Here is a 22,794-nt window from a genome sequence, read left to right as displayed (position 1 = left end):
CCTAACCTGAACCCGATGAAGCGCTGGCTGAGCTGGTGGGACGGCCGGGTCGTCCTGCTCGCGCTCGACGTCGCGGTGGCCGCGGCCGTGATCGTGGTGACCCTGACCGGCGGTGACCCGCGAGACCCGCACCCGGCGCTCTACGTCCCGGCGGTGCTCGTCTCGGGGCTCGCCCTGCTGGCGCGGCGCCGGTGGCCGTTCCTCGTGCTGCTGGTCGCGGTCGCGTGCATGCCGGCCGGGGTGACGCTGCTGCCGCTGATGGTGGCGCAGTACTCGGTCGCGGCCCGGCACGGCGTCAGCTGGGTGACCGGGATTGCCGTGGTCGTCGCCGGGATCGCCGGCAAGGTCCTGCCGGTGCTGAGCGCTCCGGAGAGCTTCACCCAGGTCGTGATCGTGCTGGTGTCTTTCGTCTTCGGCCCGGTGCTGGCCGGGCTGTGGATGCACCAGCGCGCCGCGCTGCTGGGCGTGCTGCGGGACCGCGCCGAGGAGGCCGAGCGCACCCGGACGCTGCTGGCCGACCAGGCCGTCTTCGCCGAACGGCGGCGGATCGCACGCGAGATGCACGATGTCGTCGCCCACCGGGTGACGGCGGTCGCGCTGCAGGCCGGGGCGCTGTCGCTGCGGGCGCCGGACGAGCAGACCGAGCAGGCCGCCGAGACGATCCGGGCCACCAGCGCGGTCGCCCTGGACGAGCTGCGCGGCATCCTGCGGGTGCTGCGCGACGACGCCCCGGACCCGGATCCGGGCGTGCTCGCGTCCCTGGAAGACCTCGTGGCGCAGGTCGCGGCGACCGGGGCGCGGGTCGAGCTGACACTGCCGGACCCGCTGCCCGCGGTGCCCGACCAGGTCGGCCGGGCCGCCTACCGCGTGGTGCAGGAGTCGCTGACCAACGCGGGCAAGCACGCGCCGCACGCGGCGGTCGACGTCCGGCTGGCAGTCACCGGCGACCGGCTGGCGGTCGAGGTGACGAACCGGCTGACCCCGCACGGCAGCGCCGTCCCGGGATCCGGCTACGGCCTGGTGGGCATGCGCGAACGCGTCGAGCTGGCCGGGGGCGACCTGCGCACCGGCCCGACCGGCGACGGGCGGTTCCAGGTGCTGGCGGGGTTTCCGGTAGGGGAGGGACTGTGACGGTCAAGGTCGTGCTGCTGGAGGACGAGGAGCTGGTCCGCAGCGGCATCCGGATGATCCTCGAGTCGGCCGACGACGTCGAGGTGGTCGCCGAGGACACGAACGGCGTGCGGGCGGTCGAGCTGACCGACCGGTTCCGGCCGGACGTGGTGCTGACCGACGTCCAGATGCCGAAGGTGGACGGCATCGAGGTGGTCAAGCGGCTGGCCGGGCACCCGGCGGCGCCGGCGGTGGTGGTGCTGACGACGTTCGACGTGGACGAGTACGTGTACGCGGCCCTGCGCCACGGCGCGGCGGGCTTCCTGCTGAAGGACACGCCGCCGCGCGAGCTGGTCAACGCGGTCCGGGTGGCGGCCCGCGGCGAGGCGATGCTGTCCCCGAAGATCACGAAGCGGCTGCTGGCGGACTTCGCTTCCGGGGGCGGGAGTTCGCGCGCGCGGCTCCGGCTGGCCTCGCTGACGCCGCGCGAGCACGACGTGGCCGTCCACATCGGACGCGGGCTGAGCAACGCCGAGATCGCGAAGGCGCTGGTGGTGAGCGAGTCGACGGTGAAGGTCCACATCGGACACATCATGGCCAAGCTGGAGGCGGCGAACCGCACCCAGGTGGCGATCCTCGTCCACGACGCCGGCCTGAGCTGACCCGCCGCCGGAACGTCTTGAATGAGTCATTCAGGACGCCCGAAGACCTGAATGACTCATTCAAGACCTTTGGTCCGGTGTTGCGGCCCGGCGCTCGAGGATCTTCAACGACTGCTCGCACCAGCGGAGGTTCTCCCGCTCGAACGACAGCCCGCGCATCAGCGTCAAGTACGGCCCCACCCGCTCGGCTTCCGCCAGGTAGTCGTCCTCGAAGCGGCCGTCCAGCAGGCCCGCCCGCAGGCGCTCGTAGCGGGCGATCTTCGTATCCGCCCGGGTCATGCGCTCCTTCAGCGCCTGGCGGACCGCCGTCTCGTCGCCGGCGTCGAGGGCCTGGACCTGGACCAGCAGCTCGTCGCGGATCACGCCCGGGCGGGGCGGGCGCGCGGTGAAGTCGTGGAGGGCCCGCTCGCCCGCCTCCGTCAGCGAAAACAGGCGCTTGTCCGGCCGCTTCTCCTGGTGGACCAGCCGGGCGCGGACCAGGCCGTCCGCGGCCAGCCGGTCCAGTTCGCGGTAGAGCTGCTGGGGGGTCGCCGCCCAGAAGTTCGCCACCGACGCGTCGAACCCCTTCGCCAGGTCGTAGCCGGACGCTTCACCCTCCAGCAGCGCCGCCAGCAGCGCGTTGCGCAGTGACATAGTCAACTAGTTGAGTGCTTCGCGCTGGATCTGGTCGAACTGGGCCGCCATCGCTTCCGACAGCGCCTGCGCGGCCGAGAGCGGCCGGACCATCACCGTGAACTCGTCGATCAGGCCGTCGTCGTCGAAGTGCAGGAAGTCGCAGCCCTCGACGCGCGCGTCCCCGATCCGGGCCTCGAAGACGAGCGCGTGGTCGCGGCCTTCGCCGCCGCTCAGCTCGCGCACGTAGCGGAAGTCCTCGAACACCCGCAGCACGCCGCGCAGGATCGCGGCCGTGATCGCCTTGCCCGGGTACGGCCGGAACGCCACCGGGCTCCGGAACACCACGTTCTCCGCGAGCGTCGCGGCCATGGCGTCGGGATCACGGGCCTCGACGGCCTTGCGGAAGCTGGTCATGCCTCACCTCACCTAGTCAACAAGTTGAGTAGCAGCGTACCCCGTCCGTGACCGCTCGGCGACCCACAGCCTCACCACAGCTCCGGCACAGCCGCGGCCGCCACCTTGGGTCAAGGCCGGATCAGGCGACCGTCAACCGGCCTTTACTCCCGAACCTGACCGCGAAGGGACACGCATGGACCACGACCATGAAGGACAACGCGTCAGCAGGCGCCGGCTGCTCACCGGGGTGAGCTCGGTCGGCTTGGGCGCGCTCGTCACGGCGTGCGCGGGCAAGAGCCCGGTCACGACGTCCACCGGGGAGACCGTCGCGCTGCAGGCGGTGACCGACGCGGACCTCACCGCGCTGTTCGCCGGCGCGCGGACCTGCACGCTCACCGCGTCCACCACCCAGGGCCCGTACTACTTCGACGCCGACAAGATCCGCAGCGACGTCCGCGAGGACAAGCAGGGCGCGAAGCTGCGGCTGGCCCTGCAGGTGCAGGACAGCGAGACGTGCAAGCCGATCCCGCACGCGGTCGTCGAGATCTGGCACTGCGACGCGGGCGGCCTGTACTCCGGCGCGGAAGCCGCGTCCGGCGGCGGTGGTGGCACGCCGCCCACCGGTCCGCCGCCCACGGGGACCCCGCCCACCGGCGGCCCGCCGCCCGGCGGCGACACCGACCTCGACCCGACCGACGACAAGCGGTACCTGCGCGGCGCCCAGGTCACCAACCAGCGCGGGACCGTCGAGTTCACCACGATCTGGCCGGGCTGGTACCGCGGCCGCACGATCCACGTCCACGTGATGGTGCACGTGGGCAACGAAAAGACCCTCACCACGCAGCTGATGTTCGACGAAACCCTGAACTCCGAGGTGATGGCGACCCAGCCCTACGCGCAGCGCACCGGCCGGGACACCTTCAACGACGGCGACTCGATCTACCGGCCGAGCATGCTGCTGAAGGTCACGAAGGCCCGTGACGGGTACGTCGGCTGCATCGTGCTCAACGCCGACCCGGACCACGACGGCGTCTAGCGCGGGGCCGCACGGGTGGCGCGGGGCCACCCGTGCGGTGCGGTCACGACCGGGTCAGCCAGTCGGCGAGCTTGGTCTCCGCGAGCGTCGCCCCCGGCCCGGGCAGGAGCTCTTCCGGTCCCGGCACCGCGCCGAAGTACGGCGCCTTCGGATCGGTGACGACCTCGCGCGGGTCTTCGCGCGCGGTCAGCACCGTGCGCACCCACTCGTCGAGACCGAAGACCTCCGGGCCGGCGATCTCGGTGAGGCCGCCGACCGGCTGCCCGGCCGCGGTCCGGGCGACGGCGGCGGACACCTCGGCCGCCGCCATCGGCTGCACGCCGGCGCCCGGCAGCCGCACGACGCCGTCGGTGGTCGACGTGTCGGCGATCCCGCCGGCGAACTCGAAGAACTGCGTCGCCCGCACGATCGAGAACGGCAGGCCCGACTCGGTGATCAGCTTCTCCTGCGCGACCTTGGCGCGGAAGTACCCGACGTCCGGCTGCCGGTCCGTGCCCACCACCGACAGCGCGACGTAGTGCCCGACGCCCGCTTCCTTCGCCGCCGCCACGAGGTTCCCGGTCGAGGTGCGGAAGAAGTGCATGACGTCGTCGTCGGCGAACGACGGCGAGTTCGAGACGTCGATCAGGACGTCCGCGCCCAGCAGCACCTCCTTCAACCCTTCGCCGGTCAGGGTGTTCACCCCGGTGCTGGGGGCGGCGGCGACCGCCTCGTGGCCGTGCCCGGCCAGCCGCGTGACCACGTTCGTGCCGATCAGGCCGGTTCCGCCGATGACGACGACCTTCATGGGACTTCCCTCCTTTTGGCGCGCCCGGAATGGCCGCGCACCCACTACGACAAGACGGCCGGTGGATTCGTGACAAAGCCCCGCCGGCGGTACGCTCCGGCCCGTATCCGCCGCCCCGAAGGGATCCGCACCGCATGCCGGACCTCGACGACGCGACCGCCGTCTTCGCCGACGTGCGGCCACGCCTCTTCGGCATCGCCTACCGCATGCTGGGCAGCGCCGCCGACGCGGAGGACCTGCTCCAGGAGGTCTGGCTGCGGTGGCAGGCCAGCGACCGGGCCGCCGTCCGCACTCCGGCGGCCTACCTCGCGACGACGACCACGCGGCTGGCGATCAACGCGACGAAAACCGCCTACGCACGCCACGAGACCTACGTCGGCCCGTGGCTGCCGGAGCCCGTGGACACCGCGGCCGATCCGCAGCTGGGGGCCGAGCGGGGCGCCGCGCTGGAACTCGCCGTGCTGCTCCTGCTGGAGAAGCTGACGCCGACCGAGCGCGCGGCCTACGTGCTGCGCGAGGCCTTCGACTACCCGTACGCCCAGATCGCCGAAATCGTGCAGACGACAGAGGTCGCGGCCCGGCAGCTCGTCAGCCGCGCGCGCAAGCACCTCGCCGCGGAACGGCGGACACCGGCCGCGCCACCCGAGCAGCGGCGGCTCCTGACCGCGTTCGTGACCGCGGCCCAGGAAGGCGACTTGTCGACACTGGAGGAGCTGTTCGCGGCCGACGTGATCAGCTACTCCGACGGCGGCGGCCTGGCCCGCGCGTCGCGCATCCCGGTGCGCGGCGCGACGACGGTGGCCAAGTACGTCCGCGCGTTCCACGACCGCTTCTGGGTGGGCGTCACGACCACTCCGGCATTCGTCAACGGCGCGCACGCGATGCTGCTGACCCGCGACGGCGAGGTGTTCACGGTCCTGACGGTGACCGCCTCGGCCGAGGGCATCGACCAGGTGCTCTGGATGATGAACCCCGGCAAGCTCAAGGCGGTCGCCGCCGTATAACGCCCTACACGCTCGCGCTCTTGGGCTCGTACTGGGCCCGGAGCGCCTTCTTGTCCGGCTTCCCCAGCCCCGTCATCGGCAACGACGCCGCGACGATCACCTGCTTCGGCACGTGCACCGGGCCCTTCCGCTCCCGCACCGCCGCCTGGATCTCACCCGTCAACTGCTCGATCGCGGCGTCGTCGGCGGCCGCGTCGGAGCGCAGGACCACCACCGCCGTCACCGCTTCGCCCCACTTTTCGTCCGGGGTGCCGATGACGCCCACCTGCGCGATCGCCGGGTGCTCGGCCACCACGTCCTCGACCTCGCGGGGGAACACGTTGAACCCGCCCGTGACGATCATGTCCTTGACGCGGTCGACGATGAACCAGAAGCCGTCCTCGTCCTCGCGGGCGACGTCGCCGGTGTGGAGCCAGCCGTCGCGGAACGTCTCCGCCGTCACCTCCGGCAGGTTCCAGTACCCGGCCGCCAGCAGTGGGCCTGCCACGCAGATCTCGCCGGGTTCGCCCGGGGCGACCGGATTGCCGTCGGCGTCGAGCAACGCCGTGCGCAGGAACGCCGAGGGCCGCCCGCACGAGGAGAGCCGCGCGTCGTCGTGGTCGCCCTTGGCGAGGTAGCTGATCGCCATCGGGGCCTCGGACTGGCCGTAGTACTGCGCGAAGATCGGCCCGAACCGGTCGATCGCCTCCTTCAGGCGCACCGGGTTGATCGACGCGGCGCCGTAGTAGACCGTCTGCAGCGACGACAGGTCGCGCGTGCGCGAGTCGGGGTGGTCCATCAGGGCGTAGAGCATGGTCGGCACCAGCATGGTGGCCGTGATCCGCTCCTCCTCGATGATCCGCAGGACGTCGGCGGGGTCGAACTTCGGCACGACGACCAGGGAGCCGCCCTTCAGCAGCGTCGGGGCGAAGAACGCCGCGCCGGCGTGGGAAAGCGGCGTGCAGATGAGGAACTTCGGCGCCTCGGGCCACTCCCATTCGGCGAGCTGGATCTGCGTCATCGTCGCCATCGCCTGCGCGGTGCCCATGACGCCCTTGGGCTTGCCGGTCGTCCCGCCGGTGTAGGTGATCGAGACGACCTGGTCCGGCGGGAGGACGGCGGGCTTCAGCGGGCCCGGCTCGAACTTCGCGGCGGTCGCGGTCAGATCCGTGCCGACGTGGGCCAGTTTCTCGGGCACCGGCCCGATGGTCAGCACCTGGGTGAGCCCCGGCACCTTCTCGAGCAGGCCGAGCGCGCGGTCGACGAACGCCGGGACCGGGTCGATGATCAGCGTGGTGATCGCGGCGTCGCCGAGGATGTAGGCGTGGTCGTCGAGCGAGCCCAGCGGGTGCAGGGCCGAGCGCCGCGACCCCTGCAGCTGGCCGGCCGCGATGATCAGCAGGACCTCGGGGCGGTTCAGCGACAGCAAAGCCACCGCCGCGCCCGTGCCGGCCCCGAGCTCCTCGAAGGCCTGGGCGTACTGGCTGACCTGCTCGGCGGTCCCGCCCCCGGTCATCGTGGTCTCGCCCAGCACCATCACCGGCGCGTCCCGGTGGCGCTTCAGGGCGGAGACGACCAGATGCCCGAGGTGGTTCGGATACCGCATCGCCTGCTCGTCCATCCCGGTCCCTTCCACGGCGTCAGACTAGAACACGTTACTGTTTTCGGCACTATACCCGCACAGGGCAAGGGGTGTCCGGCTCGCATTTCGGTGGAACAGGTTTCATCACCGGAAACCGCCCCTTAGCCCGCCCGACGGGCGCCGCTGGGCTGAGCGGAGCCACTTCCTTGTGCCCCCGCCGCCGGGGCCGCTACGTTCGGTGATCGGCAGCCGATGGCAGGGGACACGTGGCGACGAGGTCGGTGCGCATCCAGGTGCTGGGTTCGGTGCGGGCGTGGCGCGACGGCGTGGAGCTCGAGCTCGGACCACCCGGCCGCCGCGCGGTGCTCGGGTTGCTCGCGCTCGCCGGCGGTGACGCCGTCGCCCGGCGCGAACTGGTGGACACGCTCTGGGGCGACCGGCCGCCGCCCAGCGCGGTGAACGTCGTCCAGACGCACGTGAAGCACCTGCGCCGGCTGCTCGAACCCGAGCGGGCGCCGCGCTCCGGCAGCGGGGTGCTGCCGCACATCGGCGGTGGGTACGCGGTGCGGCGTGACGCCGTCGACGTCGACCTGTGGCGGTTCCGCGGGCTCATCGCCGAGGCGAACGACGCCCACCACGAAGCCGACATCGCCCGCGTCGCGGCGTCACTCGGCGAAGCGCTGCAGCTGTGGCGCGGGCGTCCCTTGGCCGATGTCCCTTCGCTGGCCGCGCACCCGAAGGTCGTGTCCCTCGTCGCGGAGCACCGGGAAGCGTTTTCCCGCTACGCCGACGCGATGATCGCCGTCGGCGCGGCGGCCGAGGTCCTGCCCCGGATCGCCGAGGCCGCCGCCGAGCAGCCCCTCGACGAATCTGCGCAGGCCCTGCTGATCCGCGCCCACCACGCCCTCGGCCAGCGGGGCGAGGCGTTCCGGCTCTACCGGCGGACGCGGGGCCGGCTCGTCGAAGAGCTCGGCATCGATCCGGGGCCGGAGCTCCTGGCCGCCCACGCCGCGTTGCTGCACGACGACGGGGTCCCGGCCGCGGAGCCGGTCGGACCTCGGCCGGCACAGCGGATCCCGAAGCAGCTGCCCGCCGAGCCCGGCGGGTTCACCGGCCGCACCGCGGAGCTGTCCTTTTTGGACAAGGTGCCGGCGGCGGGAGTGGCGATCGCCGCGATCTCCGGCACCGCGGGCGTGGGCAAGACGGCGCTGGCCGTGCGGTGGGCCCACCGCGTGCGCGACCGGTTCCCCGACGGGCAGCTCTACGCGAACCTGCGCGGGCACGCGCCCGGCGCCCCCGCGCCGCCGGTCGAAATCCTCGCCCAGTTCCTCGCCGCGCTGGGCATCCCGCCCGAACGCGTGCCCGCCGACGCGGAAACCGCCGCGGCCCTGTACCGGACCCTGACGACCGACCGGAAGATCCTGGTGCTGCTGGACAACGCCGCCGGCCCGGAGCACGTCCGGCCGCTGCTGCCCGCCGGGCCCGGGTGCCTGGTGGTGGTGACCGGCCGCGACCGGATGACGGGCCTGGTCGCCGTGCACGGCGCGCGCCGGCTCACGCTCGACGTGCTGAACCCCGAAGACGCCGTCGAGCTGCTGGGCGGCGTCCTCGGGCCCGAGCGGGTGCGCGAGGAGCCGGAAGCGGCCGTCGAGTTCGCGAAGCTGTGCGTCCACCTCCCGCTCGCGCTGCGGATCGCCGCGGCCAACCTGGCCGACCGGCCCGGCCACGGCATCGAGGACTATGTCGCGGAGTTGCGGGAAGGCAACCTCCTCGCGGCGCTCGCGGTGCAGGGCGACGAGCAGACGGCCGTGCGGACCGCGTTCGCCCTGTCGCACGCCGCGCTGCCCGCCGACGCGCAGCGGGTGTTCCGGTTGCTGAGCCTGGTCCCCGGCACCGACGCGGGCACCGAGGCCGTCGCCGCGCTCGCCGGCATCGAGCCGGCGCAGGCGGGCGTGCTGCTGGAAAAGCTCGCCGGCGCGCACCTCGTCGAGCAGCACCTCCCGGGCCGCTACCGCTTCCACGATCTCCTCCGCCGCTACGCCGCGGAACAGGCCGAGCCGGACCGCGACGGCGCGCTGGGCCGGCTGTACGACTGGTACCTGGGCGCGGTGGACGGCGCGGCCCGCCTGCTCTATCCGCACATGCTGCGGCTGCCCGTCCCCGATGCGGGAAGCCGGTTCGCCGGGCTCGGGGAGGCGTCCGCCTGGCTGGACGCCGAACGCGGCAACCTCGTCGCGGCCGTCCGGCACGCGGCCGGCGCCGGGCCGCGGCCGATGGCGTGGCTGCTCGCGGACGCGCTCCGGGGCTACTTCTGGATGTGCATGCGCCGCGTCGAATGGGCGGCCGCCGCGGAAGCGGGGCTGGCCGCCGCCGAAGCGGACGGGGACGCGCGGGCGCGGGCCGTCTCCCGGCTCAGCCTCGCCGATCTGCAGTTCCGCCAGGGCCGCTACCGGCCGGCCGTGCGGCACTACACCGCCGCGCTGCTGCTGGCCCGGCGGGCGGGCTGGGCCGAGGCGCAGGCCGCGGTGCTCGGCAACCTCGGGTGCGTCTACTGGCAGTCCGGGCGGCTCGCCGCGGCCGCGTCCCGGTTCGAGCGCGGGCTGGCGCTGAGCCGCCGGATCGGCCAGGTCGCGGGGGAGGCCGTCGCGTGCGCCAACCTGGGGCTCGTCCACTGGGAGATGGGCCGGCTGGCGGAGGCGGCCGACCACTACGCCCAGGCGCTGCGCCGGTTCCGCCGGATCGGCTCCCGCTACGGCGAAGCGATCAACCTCGCCAACCTCGGGCAGACGCAGCGGGCCCGCGGGCAGCCGGCCGAGGCGGCCGAGCTGCTCGGCCGGTCGCTGCGCCTGCAGCGCGAGGCGGGAAACCGTGGCGGCGAAGCCGAAACGCGCAGCCGGCTGGCCGTGGCACACGGCGACCTGGGCCGTCGCGACGAAGCGATCGAGGGCGCCCGCGCGGGCCTGGCCCTGGCCCGCGAAGCCGGCGACCCGCGGACCGAGGCGGAGGCGCTGGCCGCCCTCGGAGCCGTCCTGCACCGCACCGGCGACCGGGCGGACGCGATCCGCCGCTACGGCCAGGCCCTCGACCTGATCCGCGAAACCGGCGACCGCTACCCGGAGGCCGACGCCCTGATCGGCCTGGCCGCGGCCGCCGCCGACCCCGCCCCGGCCCGCCAAGCGCTCGCGCTGGCCGAGCGGGCGGGCTACCGGGCCCTGCGGGGCCAGGCCTTGACGGTGCTGGCCGGAATCCTGCTGTCCCAAGGCGATCGCGCGGCCGCCACCGAACACGCCCGCCGCGCGCTGGCGGTCCACCGCGAGACGGGCCACGGAACGGCGGAAGCGCTCGCGGTGCTGGAGCGGTGTCTTGAATGAGTCATTCAGGACCTCCGAAGACCTGAATGACTCATTCAAGACGTGGGGTCAGGGGTGGATTCCGGTGGCGTCCACGGTGTAGGTCCCGTCCGGGTGGAGGGTGACGATCGCCCACGGGGTCACGCCCTTCGCCCCGATGTCTCCCGGGCAGAAGAACTCACTCAGGTTGAACGCCGTGCGGGCCCGGCCGTCCGGGGACTTGGTCACCGACTCCTCGACGCTGCCCACCCAGCTGCAGACCGGGGCGATCACCTGGTGCGTGATCACCGGGTCGACCGAGACGATTTCCGCTCCTTCCGCGCACCACGACACCTGATACGTGTAGCTCCAGACGTCTTCGAGGGCGAGTTCGATCGGTTCGATGCTCCAGCAGGTCTTCTCCGCGGCGCCGGCCGCGGCGCCGGTGACGAACGGGATGGCGGTGAGCAGTCCCGCGGTGGCGGCCGTGAGCGCTCCCAGTCTGCGTCCGATGGTCATCTCGTACCCCCTGTTTCCGGGCTGTGGTCCCACTGTTCTGGCTCGGGAGGGCGCCCGCAAGACGCCGTTCCGCCCAGTCCAGCCGACGTCCAACGGCTGTCCAGTTCGCCCGAATAGCTTCGGTTCGCCCACGGAAGCTCCAGGAGGGGAAGCACCCATGAAGGCACGGCTCAAGAGGGGGATCGCCGCCGCGGCCGCGGTCCTGTCGGCCGCGACCGGCGTCTCGGTCGCCACGGCGGGCGACAGCGTGGCGCAGGCGGCGGGGCTGCAGACGTTCGGCATCACCGCCGACGGCACGCTGATGGCCATGTTCACCACCGACCGCCCGCAGGTGCTCAACTGGGTCCGGGTGGTCACCGGCCTCAGCGGTGACACGTCGCTGCTCGGGATCGACATCCGCGTGCAGAACAACACGATGTACGGCGTCGGCAACTTCGGCGGCATCTACACCATCACCACGCCGCCGGTGACGGCCGACGTCGTGGTCAAGAAGGTCTCGCAGCTCACCGTCCCCTTGTACGGCACCAACTTCGGCGTCGACTTCAACCCGGCCGCCGACCGGCTGCGGGTGGTCAGCGACAACGGCCAGAACCTGCGGCACAACCTCAACGACGGCACGACGACCGAGGACACCACCCTCACCACCCCGCCGCTGACCGGCCCGGCCCGCGGCGTCACGGCGTCGGCGTACACGAACAACGACCTGAACCCCGACACCGCGACGACGCTGTTCGGCGTCAACACGACGACGGACCAGCTGGTCATCCAGTCGCCGGCCAACAACGGCACGCTGGCCCCGACGGGGGCGCTCGGCGTGGACGCGACCCCGAACGCGGGGCTCGACATCTACAGCGACCTGGTCAACGGCAAGACGGTCTCGGCGACGGCGTTCGCGACGATCGTCCCGGCCGGTGGTTCGGCGACGCTGTACAGCGTGAACCTGCTGACCGGCGCGACGAGCGCGGTGGGGCAGCTCCCGCTGGCCATCACCGACCTCGCCGTTTCCCTCGACACCGACTGAAACCCCGGCCGCGAGCCCACCTTCCGCGGGGTGGGCTCGCGGTGGCTTCACGGGATCGGGGCCGCCTGGGCGCGGGCGACGGCTTCGTCGTGGTCGGCGGGCAGCAGGTACCCGGCCCGCAGCGCCCGGTCCGCCGCGGCGGTGAACTTCGCGACGTAGGTGGCGTGGTCCGGGTAGAGCTGCCGGATCCGGCCCGCCGGCAACGGTGTCGTCGTGCCCAGGAGCAGGCACGCGCCCGCGACGTTGCCGCCGCTGTTGTTCGGCGCGTACGCGGCCACCGGCGCGTCGAGGTCGGGCAGCCGGACGCCGCCGAGGGCGTTCTGGTCGGCGTCGCGCCGGACGAACAGGCCCAGCAGCAGGGAGATCGGCGTCGCGGCCGGTGGGGCCGCGCCACCACGGGCCCACCGGTCCAGGTAGGAGAAGGCCGCGTTCTCCGCGTACCGGAACGTCATGCTGTTCACCGGCTTGTCGCACGTCGTGGGCGCGCCGCCGTTGATCGACCCGTCACGGGCGTTGGCCGCGTTGTAGAGATCCAGCCCGTACTGGTCGGCGTGCGCCGTGCCCGCGACTTCCCACGTCCGCACGCGGGCGGTGTCCTGCCGGACCGAAGCCGACGCGACGACGTCCGTCTCGGACTGCAGGACGAACACCGGAACGGCCAGATCGGTGCGGATGCGGGCGGACAACGGCCCGATGACACCCTCGCCGATCGGAGCGGCCAGGGCGGCCCGGCCGTGGATCATGAGGCCGTCGTAGACCCCGCGCACCGGTTGAACAGCGTTCGCATACGTGGTCAGCCGCAGCGCGGACTGCGAGTGCCCGGTGCCGAGCACGACCGCCGGCGTCCGGCCGCCCAGCAGCTCCGGGTGCGTCCGGACCGCCTGTGCTGCCTGCGAAAACACGTCGTAGGACAGCGCGTCGGAGGCGAGGTCCACGGTGGGGTACCGGCCGGGGTCGAGGCTCTTCAGCTTGTCGGCTCCGGCTTTCTGCGTCGTCACGCCGACGTAGGCGTACCCCTCCCGCAGGAAGTGTTCGTACGACTGGGAGAAGTCGACCGGGATGTCGACGCCGAAGCTGACGTTCAGCCACTCGACCACGACCGTGCCGGTGAACCGCGCCGGATCGCCCGGCCGCACCACGACCATCCGTGTGGTGTAGGGGTTTCCGGTGGTGGCGACGTGCGTCGCCCAGCGGCCGTCGTCGGTCCACAGGCCGTCCTGGGCGTACGTATCGGCCTGGCCGGACAGAAGATACTCCTGCTCGACGTACCCGCGGCCGGCGAGGTCGAGCACGCCTTGGGCGCCGCTCACCGGCCGGCCCTTGCCGGCGTTCGCGGGGACTGCCGTCACGGTCGGGGCCGGGGCCGCTTCGGCCGCCGCGGGGACCACCACGGCCGGGAAAAGCAAGGTCAGCAGCAGGCAGACGACTCTGCGCATGGGGGAGACCCTCCTGGAGGCGGACGCTGACCGTCCACATCGGACACGGGTGCGGTGGCCACCGCCCTTCGTCTCTACCCGCCCGGTCACGCCGCGGCAACGACCGGCCGCGGGGCCGGGACGAAACCGGGCCGGAGTGCTCAGTCACCTGACAAGACACGGGTCCGGGATACTCACCACGGAAGAAAAAGGGCTTTCCGCGCCGAAACCTTGCGCCCGGCCTCTCGTTGGACGACTATCGCGTGACGTTCTGCACGTGCAAGCGCACGGGCAAAGGGGGAGGTGCGGGTGACCGAGGTGGCACCGGCGGTGGCCGGGACGACGGACGTCCCGAGCGACGCGGTCTTGATCCAAGCGGTGCGCGGTGGGGACGTTGCCGCGTACAGCCAGCTCTACGACCGGCACCTGGTCGCGGCCCGCCGGGTGGCGGCCGCGATCGCGGCGGACGCGGCGGAGCGGGACGACCTCATCGCCGAAGGATTCACCCGCGTACTACGGATTCTGCGTTCGGGCGAAGGTCCGGACGAGGAATTCCGGCCTTATCTGCTGACGACCATCCGGAACACGATGATCAGCTGGCGCCGGCGCGACGCGGCGGTCTCGCTGGTCGCCGAGGTGCCGGACATCCTGCCGAGCGAAGGCAGCGACGAGCCGGTGGACAACCGGATGCACGGCACCGTCGCCGCGGGCGCGTTCGCGAGCCTGCCCGAGCGGTGGCGGGCGGTGCTGTGGCGGACCGAGATCGAGGGCGATTCGCCGGCCAAGATCGCCGAGGACTTCGGGATGACGCCGAACGGCGTAGCCGCGCTGGCCTACCGCGCGCGGGAAGGGCTGCGGCAGGCGTACCTCGACCAGCACGTCCCGGAGGCCCGGCGGCGCAACTGCCGGGTCGTCTCCGGCCAGCTGGCCCGCTGGGTGCGCGACGGCGTCGGGGACCACAAGGCGCACCGGATCACGACGCACCTGGACCGCTGCCCGGACTGCCGGAAGCTGGCCGTCGGTCTCCGGGAGCTCAACGAGGAACTGCCTGCCGCGGTCGCGCCGCTCATCCTGGGCATCCCGGTCGTGACGCACTGGCTGACCACCACCGGGTCCCTCGCCTCGTCCGGGGCCGCGAGCACCGGCGCTTCCGTGCTTTCGTGGGCCACCGCGGCGAAGGTGGCCGTCGCGAGCGCGGCACTGGTCACGACGGTGACGATCGGCGCGAGCACCTCCGACGTGGCACCGCCGCCCCCGGCGACCGGCGCCGACGGCTCGACGACACAGCCGGTGGACACGCGGCCCGCGGGGGACGTCCCGGCCGGCGGCGACCAGCAGCCCACCTCCGGGGCGCAGCTCACGTCCGTCCCGGCCGGTGCGCCCGGCGAGACCGCGGCCGCGGGAGAGTCCGCGGCCGCGGACGACACCGGGACGTCCGTGAACGACAACCAAGCGGCGAAAGAGTCGAAGCAAGCCTCGAAGCAGGCCGCGAAGGAGTCGAAGCAAGCGGCGAAAGAGTCCAAGCAGGCCGCGAAAGAGTCGAAGAAGGCCGAAAAGACGAAGCAGCCCACGGGCTGACCCGGCCCCGCCGCGGGGCCGGGTCACCCCGGTCAGCAGGGCTGCAGCAACCAGCAGAGCCGGTACTTCGCCTGGTAGGTCGCGGAAGCCGCCGGCGCGACGATGTTCTGCGTCCGCGCCCCGCCGTGCGCCCAGCTCGTGAAGGCGTACTTCAAGTTGAGCGGCGGCAGGTTCTGCGGGCTGTCCGCGCTGATCGAATTGGTCGAACCGGCGATCACCGTCCGCGAGAACGGCGTGCGCTGCTGCGTCCCGCCGACCGTGAGCAGTGCCTGGTCCGGGCTCGAGGTGAAGGTCAGCGTCACCGTCTTCGGTTGCAGGTCCACGGTTTTCGAGCCGGTCCGGCCGGTCGAGTCCGTCGCCGTCAAGGTGAGCTGCAGGTATGACGGGTACTCGTGGTCCGGCGCGACGAACGTGCCCGACGCGACGCCCGGGAAGTCCTGGACGGTGTGCGTGTGGCAGGTGCCGTTGGCCGCGCAGTGCCGGATCGCGAGCCGCCACGACAGCGCCGAGGGCGGCAGGTCGCCGTCCTGGGCGTCGATCGCCCGGCCGGAGAACGCCACGGTCTGGCCCACCGCCCAGGTCAGCGACGCGGCGGGAGCGTCGATGACCGGCACCGGGTCGAGCCCGGCGGGCGTCCCGGCCGTCACCCGGACCGTCGTGGTGGCCGTCGCGCCGTGGGAGTCCGTCACCCGCAGGCCGGCGTCGACCGCCGCGGCCGTGGTGTACGTCCAGGTCGGGTCCGGGGCCGCCGAGTCGTCGTACGCGCCGTCGGCGTCGAGGTCCCAGGCGTAGGAGAGCACGTCGCCGGCGTCCGGGTCGGTGGACCCGGTGCCGTCGAACCGGACGGTCAGCGGGGCGGGCCCGCTCGACGGCGTCGCCGTGGCCGAAGCGACGGGCGGGCGGTTGGTGCCGCCCGGGTAGCTCACGCGACGCAGTTCTCCGGCGCCCAACGCGACGTAGAAGAGGTCGCCGCCGGGGCCGGTCAGCACCTGCACGGGCGTGTTCGCGCCGGTGACGAACGGGACCAGCCGGCTCGGGCTCGGCTGGCCGTTCGCCGTCTGCATCGCCCAGATGCACCCGCGTGAGGAGTCGGCGAAGAACAGCGCGCCGGCGTACGCGGCGGGGTAGTTGCTGCCCGACTCGAAAGCGATTCCGCTGATCGACGAGCCGCCGGTGGGACACGGGTCGGTCGCGACGACCTTGGCGTTGTGGTTGTAGGCGTAGAACGGCGCGGTCTGCCCGCCTGCGGTGTACAGCGATTCGCAGCGGTCGAGGTTGGCGCCGTCGTAACCGGCTTGCCGGGCGGTGCCTTCGAAGCAGGGCCAGCCGAAGTTCTCCGCCACCGCGTCCCCGGCGTTCGCGACGCGGTTGATCTCCTCCCAGGTGTTCCAGCCGACGTCGCCGGCCCACAGCTCGCCGGTCCCGGGCCGGAACCCGAACCGGAACTGGTTGCGCGCGCCGTAGGCGATCACGCGCCGGGCGTTGGCGTCGGAACTGCTCGCGAAGGGGTTGCCGGGCAGGCCTTCGCCGGTGTCGGGGTCGAGGCGCAGGAGCGTGCCGTTGAGCAGCACCGGCTGTCCGGCCGCGCGCCGCGGCGACTGCGACCGCAGCGCGCCGCCTTCGGCGTTCGGCGGGGCGAGGTCGGTGCCGGCCGGGGAAGGCGGGTCGGCGCAGGGGTTTCCGACCTGGCCGTAGTCGGCGAAGTTGAAGCTGGCGCCGTCGCCGCCGCCCGCGTAGAGGGCGCCGTCCGGGCCGAAGGCCAGCGCGCCCACCGAGTGGCTGGGGAACTGCTGGCACCAGCCGGTCACCAGGGGTTTTTCGCTGACGGCGGTGCCGGCCGGGCCCATGGTCAGCTGGGAGATCCGGCCGGTGACGACGCAGCCCTGGTCGGTCGCGCCGGGCGGCGTCGGGCAGGTGTCGCCCCACTTCGGTGCGGTGCCGCCAGGGAGGGCGTCGAGGGTGTAGGAGACGTAGACGTAGGGCCGGGTGGGGAACGCGGGGTCGACGGCCAGGCCGAGCAGGCCGCGGTCCCAGAAGTCCTGGGTCGGGGTCCGCAGGTCGGCGAACACGGTCGCGGTGGGGTCGGCGAGGGAGTCGAAGACCTTGACCAGGCCGCTCTTCTCGGCGACGAACACCCGGCCGTCGGGGGCGAACGCCGCGGCGGTCGGCGAGCTCAGGCCACCGATCGCGACGGTGTCGGCGAACCCGGCAGGCACGGCCGCGGCGACCGCGACGGCCAGTGCGCCGGCGAGCGGCAAGACGACGGCCAAGGCCAAGGCTCGTCTCGATCTTCGGGGGAACAGGGGACGGCGGAAAGGCATCACACGAACTCCTGGTGCGCGGGGACCGGGACCGTCCCGTATGGCGCCGGAAGTCCGATAGTTGTTACATCGAGGCGGAAAATGCACACGAACCGCTCAGTCGCGGTCGAGCCACTCCGCGGCGGAACGAGACCCGCGGCGGGCCCCGGTGACGGCGGTGGACCGAACGTCGTGAACGACTCGTTCATGACGCCGGACTCCGGGGTTCCGGCGAGGTCGCCGGACCTGGCTCTCCCGGAGCCGGTCGACGGGGCGTGGTGCCTCGCGCAAACGTCTTGAATGAGTCATTCAAGACCTCTCACGCCCTGAATGACTCATTCAAGACAACTGCCGCCGCGGGCCGCCGACCCGCGCTGCTCAGTCGCGGTCGAGCCACTCCGCGAGCAGCGCGCGCTCGGCGACGGTGAGTTTCGACAGGTCCGGAGAGGTGTCGGTCGGGGTCGGCGCGTCGGTGAGGATCCGGGCCAGCACGGCCTCGAACATCGCCTCGGCAAGCCCCGGGTCGCGGTCCTCCGGGCGCCGGGCCAGCAGGGTGAGCACGGCGCCGGTGCCGGCCGCGTGGACCAGTTCGGCCGCCAGGCGTTCGGGGACGCGCAGCCGGCCGGCCTCCGCGATGCGGTGCACCCGGGCACGCAGGACCACCAGCCCCGCCTCGGCCACCGGGGACGTCCGGCCCGGTGTCACGAGCAGGCCGAACAGGGCCGCGTTGGCCACCCCGAAACCGATGTGCGCGTCCCAGCCGGCGCGGAGGTCCGCGACGGGGTCGCCGTCCCGCGCGGCCGCCTTCCCGGTGACGTAGGTGGTGAAGACGTGCTCGGCGACGGCGTCGAGCAGCGCGTCCTTGTCCTCGAAGAACCGGTAGAGCGCCGGCGCCTGCAGGCCGGCGGCCTGGGCGACCGCGCGGATCGTGAGCGCGGCCGCGCCTTCGTCGTCGAGGAGCCGCGCGGCGGTCTCGAGGATGTGCGCTCGCGTCTCGCTCCGGCTCTTCACCATGGTTCCGATGATAACGCACTCTTGCTAGCGATGGTGCTAACGTGGTTAATATCGACGTTAGCAAATCGAGAGAGGGTTCATCATGATCGTGATCACCGGAGGGACCGGCAAGCTCGGCTCCCAGGTCGTCGAGCAGCTGCTTCGGCGCGTCCCGGCCGAGGAGATCGGCGTCAGCGTCCGCGAACCCGGCCGGGCGACGGCACTGGCCGAACGCGGCGTCCGCGTGCGCCGCGGCGACTTCGCCGACCCGGACTCGCTCGCCGACGCGTTCGAAGGGGCGACGCAGGTCCTCGTCGTCTCGACGGACGCCACCGGCGAGACGGCGCTGCGGCACCACATCGCGGCGATCGATGCCGCGCGGGACGCCGGCGCCAAGCGCGTGCTCTACACGAGCCACGAGGCCGCGGCCGACGACTCGCTCTTCGCGCCGATGCCCGACCATGCCGCGACCGAGCGTCACCTGGCGACGGCCGGCACCGCGTTCACCGCGCTGCGCAACGGTTTCTACGCCGCCACGGTCCCGTTGCTGCTCGGCCGGGCGCGGGAGACCGGCGAGCTGGTCGCGCCGGCCGACGGGCCCGTGTCGTGGACCGCGCACGCCGATCTCGCCGAAGCCGCGGCGGTCATCCTCGCCGCCGAGGGCCGGTTCGACGGGCCGACGCCACCCCTGACCGCCCCGGTCGCGCTCGATCTCGAGGACGTCGCCGGCCTGCTCGGTGAGTTCACCGGACGCACGATCCGCCGGGTGGTCGCCGACGACGACGAGTGGGTGGCGGGCCTGACCGGGCACGGCGTCCCGGCGGACCGGGCGGCGATGCTGCTCGGCATGTTCCGCGCCGCCCGCCGGGGCGAGCTCGCCGCCACCGGCCCTGACCTCGAAGAACTGCTCGGACGACCGGCGACGCCACTGCGGGCGATCCTCGGCTGATCACTATGAACGGGGTGTATAAACTCTAGCTATACACACCGTGTACAGTCCGCTGCATGTCGATCGGACACACCCTGCTCGGGCTGCTGGAGAACGGCCCCCGGCACGGCTACGACCTCAAACGCGCCTACGACGACCGGTTCGGGCACGACCGCCGCGTCCACTACGGCCAGGTCTATTCGACGCTCGCCCGGCTGCTCAAGCAGGGACTCGTCGAGGCCGACGGCATCGAGGCCGGCGGCGGCCCGGAGCGGAAGCGCTACGCGATCACCGAGGCCGGGGTCGCCGACGTCGGCACCTGGCTGGCGACCCCGGAGAAGCCGGAGGCCTACCTCCAGAACACGCTCTACACCAAGGTCGTGCTCGCCCTGCTCTCCGGCCGCCCGGCCGCCGACGTCCTCGACGTCCAGCGCTCGGCCCACCTCGACGCCATGCGCGAGCTGACCCGCCGCAAGACCCGGGGCGACCTCGTCGACCAGCTGGTCTGCGACCACGCGCTGTTCCACCTGGAGGCCGACCTCCGCTGGCTGGAGCTGACCGCGGCCCGGCTCGACCAGCTGGCGAAGGAGATCGCGTGAGCACGCCGGGGGCCGTCCTGCTGGAAGCCGCCGAGGTCCGGAAGGCGTACGGGCCCACCAACGCGCTGACGTCGGCGAGCCTGCGGGTGCGCGCGGGGGAGGTCGTGGCCCTGATGGGCCCGTCGGGGGCGGGAAAGTCGACGCTGCTGCACTGCCTGGCCGGGATCGTCCGGCCGGACGGCGGCGCCGTCCGCTACCGCGGTGCCGACCTCGCCCTGCTGACCGACCGCGCGCGTTCGGCGTTGCGCCGCACGGACTTCGGCTTCGTCTTCCAGTTCGGCAGGCTGGTCCCGGAGCTCACCTGCCAGGAGAACGTCGCCCTGCCGCTGCGGCTGAACGGCGAACGCGGCCGGGTGGCGGCGCGGCGGGCCCGCGAAATGCTGGCGGAGCTCGGTCTCGCCGACGTGGCGGGCAAGCGGCCGGGCGAGGTCTCGGGCGGGCAGGGCCAGCGGGTGGCCGTGGCCCGCGCGCTCGTGACCGGCCCGCGCGTCGTCTTCGCCGACGAGCCGACCGGCGCCCTGGACTCGCTCAGCGGCGAGCAGGTGATGCAGCTGCTGACGACCATCGCCCGGGAGCGGGACGCGGCGGTGGTCCTGGTGACGCACGAACCCCGCGTCGCGGCCTACTCCGACCGCGAGGTCGTCGTGCGCGACGGGCGGACGCGGGAGCTCGAGGTGACCCGGTGATCCGGCGCTGGGCCGGCGACCTCGCGCTCGGGATGCGCCTGGCGCTGGGCGGCGGCGGGGCGCGGACCGCCTTGGTGCGGCTCGCGCTGACGGCGGCCGGTGTCGGGCTCGGCGTCGCCGTGCTGCTCACCGCGACGTCGGTGCCGCACCTGCTCGGAGCGCGGGACGACCGGGCGAGCTCGCGCGTCCTCGCGCCGGGAGCGCTCGCCGCGGACGTCGACCCGGTCTACGCGGTCACCCGGAACGACGAGTTCCGCGGCCGCGGCCTGCAGGGCTACCTCGTGCAGGCCACCGGAACGCGCTTGCCGGCCGCGCCGGGCGTCGACCGGCTCCCGAGGCCGGGGGAGATGGTGCTTTCCCCGGCGCTGGCGGAGTTGCTCGGCTCACCCGACGGCGAGCTGTTGCGCCGGCGGCTCGACCAGCGGGTGATCGGCACCATCGGCGACGCCGGGCTGACCGGCCCGAACGAGCTGTTCTTCTACGTCGGATCCGACACCGTCACGCGGCAGCCGGACGCCACCCTGGTGAGCCGGTTCGGGTACGAATCCTCCCACCGCCCGCTGTCCTCGCTCGAGCTGCTGCTCGTCGTGGTCGGCGCGACGACCTGCCTCGTGCCGGTGTTCGTCTTCGTCGTCACCAGCACCCGGCTCGCGGCGGCGGCCCGGGACCGGCGGCTCGCCGCGCTGCGCCTGGTCGGCGCGGACCGCGGCCAGGTGCACCGGATCGCGGCCGGCGAGGCACTGCTCGGGGCGTTCGCCGGCCTGCTCGTCGGGCTGGCGCTGTTCCAGCTCATCCGCGTGCTCGTCCCGCGGATCACCGTGGACGCCTTCCGCGGCGGCCTCTTCGGCACCGACGTCGTCCCCGACTGGCGGCTCGGCGTCCCGGCCCTGCTGGCGCTGCCGCTGCTGGCGTGCGCGGCGGCCGTGTTCGCGCTGCGGCTGGTCGTCATCGAGCCCCTCGGCGTCGAGCGGCGGGGAACGCGGACCCGGCGGAAGCTGGCGTGGCGCCTGTTCCCCGCCGTCGTTGGCGGCGCACTGCTGCTCACCGGTCTGGGCGGCGACGGCGCCGACAACCCCTCCGTGATCGTCGGCGTGGTCTTCGTCCTCACGGCCGTACCGCTGGTGCTGCCGTGGGTGGTGGAGCGGGTCGCGGGCCTGCTCGGGGGCGGTTCGCCGGCCTGGCTGCTGGCCGTCCGCCGGCTCCAGCTCGACAGCGCGACGGCGGCGCGCCTGGTCAGCGGGGTCGCCGTGGTGCTGGCCGGATCCATTGCGCTGCAAGGGGTCTACGCCCGCGTCGAGAGCGAACGCCCCGCGCCGCGGGAGATCCGGGTGCTCGCGAGCTACTACGCCACGAGCGTCCCCGACGGCGAGGCGTTCACCGCCGCCCTCCGTGCGCTGCCCGGGCTGGGTGCCGTGCCGGTGCGGACCAGCGCCATGATCGAGACCGCGTCGGGCGAGCGCGCCTCGGTCGTCGTCGAGGACTGCCCGGGGCTGCGGGCCCGCGCCGGGGTCACGGACTGCCGCGACGGCGACGTCTACGCCGCGACGACCTACCGCGGCTACGTGCCCGAGCCGGGGGACCGCCTGTGGTTCTCCGAGCTCCGCCGGATCGCCCGCGCCGCCGTTCCCCAGTGGACGGTGCCCGCCGTGCACCGCGTGCCCATGTCCGGGGAGGGCGCGCCGGAGCTGGTCGTCACCCCGGCCGCGCTGGCGACGGCGTCGGGTGTCGGGCTGACCGTGAACGCGACGTTGCCCGACGCCGGCCCGGACCTGGTGGAGCGCGTCCGGAACGTGGTGGGCTGGAACGGATCCGTGTACTCGCTCGGCACCGGGCGGGACAGCACGTCCGCGCTGATCACCCGGGTGCTGTCGGTCGGTTCCGTGTTGGTGCTGCTGTTCGTCGCGGGCAGCCTGCTGGTCGCCGCGTGGGAGCAGCTGCGGGAGCGGCGGCGCAGCCTCGCCGCGCTGGCGGCGAACGGCGTCGGACGCGGTGTGCTCGCCCGGTCACTCGTGTGGCAGCTGGCGATCCCGGTGGCCGTGGCGGTCCTCGTCGCGGTGCCGGCCGGGCTCGTCCTCGACTGGCTGGTGCTCACGTTCGTGGTGCACCGTCCGATGACGGCGGACGTGCCGTCGATCGCGCTCCTGACGGCGACCGCGGTCGCCGCGGTACTGTTCGTCACCGCGTTGACACTGCCCGCATTGTGGCGGACGACGAACCTGGAGAATTTGCGGGAAGAATGACCCTGGGCGGCGGCG

General features: G+C 73.1%; 19 protein-coding genes. 11 read left to right on the top strand and 8 right to left on the bottom strand.

What is annotated here, in order from left to right; translation table 11 throughout:
• Positions 1-15: 15 nt before the first annotated feature.
• Together QQ657_RS04100 and QQ657_RS04095 are read left to right on the top strand one after the other, a co-directional pair.
• Positions 16-1,131, top strand: a complete 1,116-nt coding sequence (locus tag QQ657_RS04100) for a sensor histidine kinase (RefSeq protein ID WP_284740676.1) — start codon at positions 16-18, stop codon at positions 1,129-1,131.
• On the top strand, positions 1,128-1,772 hold the full coding sequence (locus tag QQ657_RS04095; protein WP_284740675.1) for a response regulator: 645 nt from the start codon (positions 1,128-1,130) through the stop codon (positions 1,770-1,772). Before QQ657_RS04100 ends, QQ657_RS04095 begins: the two co-directional genes overlap by 4 nt.
• 60 nt (positions 1,773-1,832) lie before the next feature.
• Here the strand turns inward: QQ657_RS04095 and QQ657_RS04090 are convergent, their stop codons facing one another.
• Together QQ657_RS04090 and QQ657_RS04085 are read right to left on the bottom strand one after the other, a co-directional pair.
• Positions 1,833-2,405: a PadR family transcriptional regulator gene (locus tag QQ657_RS04090; protein ID WP_284740674.1), complete on the bottom strand. Its 573-nt coding sequence runs from the start codon at positions 2,403-2,405 to the stop codon at positions 1,833-1,835.
• A gap of 6 nt (positions 2,406-2,411) precedes the next feature.
• The gene (locus QQ657_RS04085; RefSeq protein WP_284740673.1) at positions 2,412-2,801 is read right to left on the bottom strand and encodes a nuclear transport factor 2 family protein; all 390 of its coding nucleotides are present in this window, start codon (positions 2,799-2,801) and stop codon (positions 2,412-2,414) included.
• Positions 2,802-2,976: 175 nt separating this feature from the next.
• Between QQ657_RS04085 and QQ657_RS04080 the strand changes: the two genes are divergently transcribed.
• Positions 2,977-3,819, top strand: a complete 843-nt coding sequence (locus QQ657_RS04080) for a peptidase associated/transthyretin-like domain-containing protein (protein WP_284740672.1) — start codon at positions 2,977-2,979, stop codon at positions 3,817-3,819.
• Between the two features lie 43 nt (positions 3,820-3,862).
• On the opposite strand, the gene QQ657_RS04075 is transcribed toward QQ657_RS04080, so the two are convergent.
• A complete protein-coding gene (locus tag QQ657_RS04075) occupies positions 3,863-4,606 on the bottom strand; it encodes an SDR family oxidoreductase (RefSeq protein ID WP_284740671.1) in 744 nt (247 codons plus the stop codon).
• 134 nt (positions 4,607-4,740) lie between these two features.
• Here QQ657_RS04075 and QQ657_RS04070 point away from each other — a divergent pair, with 134 nt between their 5' ends.
• A complete protein-coding gene (locus QQ657_RS04070; protein ID WP_284740670.1) occupies positions 4,741-5,610 on the top strand; it encodes an RNA polymerase sigma-70 factor in 870 nt (289 codons plus the stop codon).
• Positions 5,611-5,614: 4 nt separating this feature from the next.
• On the opposite strand, the gene fadD8 is transcribed toward QQ657_RS04070, so the two are convergent.
• Positions 5,615-7,225: a fatty-acid--CoA ligase FadD8 gene (fadD8, locus tag QQ657_RS04065; protein WP_284740669.1), complete on the bottom strand. Its 1,611-nt coding sequence runs from the start codon at positions 7,223-7,225 to the stop codon at positions 5,615-5,617.
• Between the two features lie 212 nt (positions 7,226-7,437).
• Here fadD8 and QQ657_RS04060 point away from each other — a divergent pair, with 212 nt between their 5' ends.
• The gene (locus QQ657_RS04060; RefSeq protein ID WP_284740668.1) at positions 7,438-10,542 is read left to right on the top strand and encodes an AfsR/SARP family transcriptional regulator; all 3,105 of its coding nucleotides are present in this window, start codon (positions 7,438-7,440) and stop codon (positions 10,540-10,542) included.
• Positions 10,543-10,590: 48 nt separating this feature from the next.
• Here QQ657_RS04060 and QQ657_RS04055 read toward each other — a convergent pair whose 3' ends face one another.
• Positions 10,591-11,019, bottom strand: a complete 429-nt coding sequence (locus QQ657_RS04055; RefSeq protein ID WP_284740667.1) for a hypothetical protein — start codon at positions 11,017-11,019, stop codon at positions 10,591-10,593.
• A 157-nt stretch (positions 11,020-11,176) separates the two neighbouring features.
• Here QQ657_RS04055 and QQ657_RS04050 point away from each other — a divergent pair, with 157 nt between their 5' ends.
• Entirely contained in the window at positions 11,177-12,040 is an 864-nt protein-coding gene (locus tag QQ657_RS04050; protein ID WP_284740666.1) for a DUF4394 domain-containing protein, read from the top strand.
• Between the two features lie 47 nt (positions 12,041-12,087).
• On the opposite strand, the gene QQ657_RS04045 is transcribed toward QQ657_RS04050, so the two are convergent.
• Positions 12,088-13,476, bottom strand: coding sequence for an alpha/beta hydrolase domain-containing protein (locus tag QQ657_RS04045; RefSeq protein WP_284740665.1), 1,389 nt, complete (start codon positions 13,474-13,476; stop codon positions 12,088-12,090).
• Between the two features lie 288 nt (positions 13,477-13,764).
• On the opposite strand from QQ657_RS04045, the gene QQ657_RS04040 reads away from it, so the two are divergent.
• Complete coding sequence (locus QQ657_RS04040; protein ID WP_284740664.1) at positions 13,765-15,033, top strand: sigma-70 family RNA polymerase sigma factor; 1,269 nt, start codon at positions 13,765-13,767, stop codon at positions 15,031-15,033.
• 32 nt (positions 15,034-15,065) lie between these two features.
• On the opposite strand, the gene QQ657_RS04035 is transcribed toward QQ657_RS04040, so the two are convergent.
• Both QQ657_RS04035 and QQ657_RS04030 read right to left on the bottom strand, forming a co-directional pair.
• Positions 15,066-17,354, bottom strand: coding sequence for a PQQ-dependent sugar dehydrogenase (locus QQ657_RS04035; protein WP_350310634.1), 2,289 nt, complete (start codon positions 17,352-17,354; stop codon positions 15,066-15,068).
• 357 nt (positions 17,355-17,711) lie between these two features.
• Positions 17,712-18,347, bottom strand: a complete 636-nt coding sequence (locus QQ657_RS04030; protein WP_284740662.1) for a TetR/AcrR family transcriptional regulator — start codon at positions 18,345-18,347, stop codon at positions 17,712-17,714.
• An 82-nt stretch (positions 18,348-18,429) separates the two neighbouring features.
• Between QQ657_RS04030 and QQ657_RS04025 the strand changes: the two genes are divergently transcribed.
• Genes QQ657_RS04025 through QQ657_RS04010 form a run of 4 tightly spaced genes read left to right on the top strand, consistent with a single transcriptional unit; the run spans position 18,430 to position 22,779 of the window.
• Entirely contained in the window at positions 18,430-19,275 is an 846-nt protein-coding gene (locus QQ657_RS04025) for an NAD(P)H-binding protein (RefSeq protein ID WP_284740661.1), read from the top strand.
• A 56-nt stretch (positions 19,276-19,331) separates the two neighbouring features.
• Complete coding sequence (locus QQ657_RS04020) at positions 19,332-19,853, top strand: PadR family transcriptional regulator (RefSeq protein WP_284740660.1); 522 nt, start codon at positions 19,332-19,334, stop codon at positions 19,851-19,853.
• Complete coding sequence (locus tag QQ657_RS04015) at positions 19,850-20,539, top strand: ABC transporter ATP-binding protein (protein ID WP_284740659.1); 690 nt, start codon at positions 19,850-19,852, stop codon at positions 20,537-20,539. Before QQ657_RS04020 ends, QQ657_RS04015 begins: the two co-directional genes overlap by 4 nt.
• Positions 20,536-22,779, top strand: a complete 2,244-nt coding sequence (locus QQ657_RS04010) for an FtsX-like permease family protein (RefSeq protein WP_284740658.1) — start codon at positions 20,536-20,538, stop codon at positions 22,777-22,779. Before QQ657_RS04015 ends, QQ657_RS04010 begins: the two co-directional genes overlap by 4 nt.
• Positions 22,780-22,794 lie beyond the last annotated feature (15 nt).

The sequence above is a fragment of the Amycolatopsis ponsaeliensis genome (genome assembly GCF_030182635.1).
Lineage (GTDB): Bacteria > Actinomycetota > Actinomycetes > Mycobacteriales > Pseudonocardiaceae > Amycolatopsis > Amycolatopsis ponsaeliensis.
Note: the sequence above shows the minus strand (reverse complement) of the source record. Positions and strands in the feature narration are given on the sequence as shown.

Coding starts and splice junctions, on each gene's coding strand:
- QQ657_RS04055 (WP_284740667.1), bottom strand. CDS start 11,019: ATGACCATCGGACGCAGACTGGGAGCGCTCACGGCCGCCACCGCGGGA.
- QQ657_RS04030 (WP_284740662.1), bottom strand. CDS start 18,347: ATGGTGAAGAGCCGGAGCGAGACGCGAGCGCACATCCTCGAGACCGCC.
- QQ657_RS04100 (WP_284740676.1), top strand. CDS start 16: ATGAAGCGCTGGCTGAGCTGGTGGGACGGCCGGGTCGTCCTGCTCGCG.
- QQ657_RS04080 (WP_284740672.1), top strand. CDS start 2,977: ATGGACCACGACCATGAAGGACAACGCGTCAGCAGGCGCCGGCTGCTC.
- QQ657_RS04045 (WP_284740665.1), bottom strand. CDS start 13,476: ATGCGCAGAGTCGTCTGCCTGCTGCTGACCTTGCTTTTCCCGGCCGTG.
- QQ657_RS04075 (WP_284740671.1), bottom strand. CDS start 4,606: ATGAAGGTCGTCGTCATCGGCGGAACCGGCCTGATCGGCACGAACGTG.
- QQ657_RS04035 (WP_350310634.1), bottom strand. CDS start 17,354: ATGCCTTTCCGCCGTCCCCTGTTCCCCCGAAGATCGAGACGAGCCTTG.
- QQ657_RS04090 (WP_284740674.1), bottom strand. CDS start 2,405: ATGTCACTGCGCAACGCGCTGCTGGCGGCGCTGCTGGAGGGTGAAGCG.
- QQ657_RS04070 (WP_284740670.1), top strand. CDS start 4,741: ATGCCGGACCTCGACGACGCGACCGCCGTCTTCGCCGACGTGCGGCCA.
- QQ657_RS04085 (WP_284740673.1), bottom strand. CDS start 2,801: ATGACCAGCTTCCGCAAGGCCGTCGAGGCCCGTGATCCCGACGCCATG.
- QQ657_RS04020 (WP_284740660.1), top strand. CDS start 19,332: ATGTCGATCGGACACACCCTGCTCGGGCTGCTGGAGAACGGCCCCCGG.
- QQ657_RS04050 (WP_284740666.1), top strand. CDS start 11,177: ATGAAGGCACGGCTCAAGAGGGGGATCGCCGCCGCGGCCGCGGTCCTG.
- QQ657_RS04025 (WP_284740661.1), top strand. CDS start 18,430: ATGATCGTGATCACCGGAGGGACCGGCAAGCTCGGCTCCCAGGTCGTC.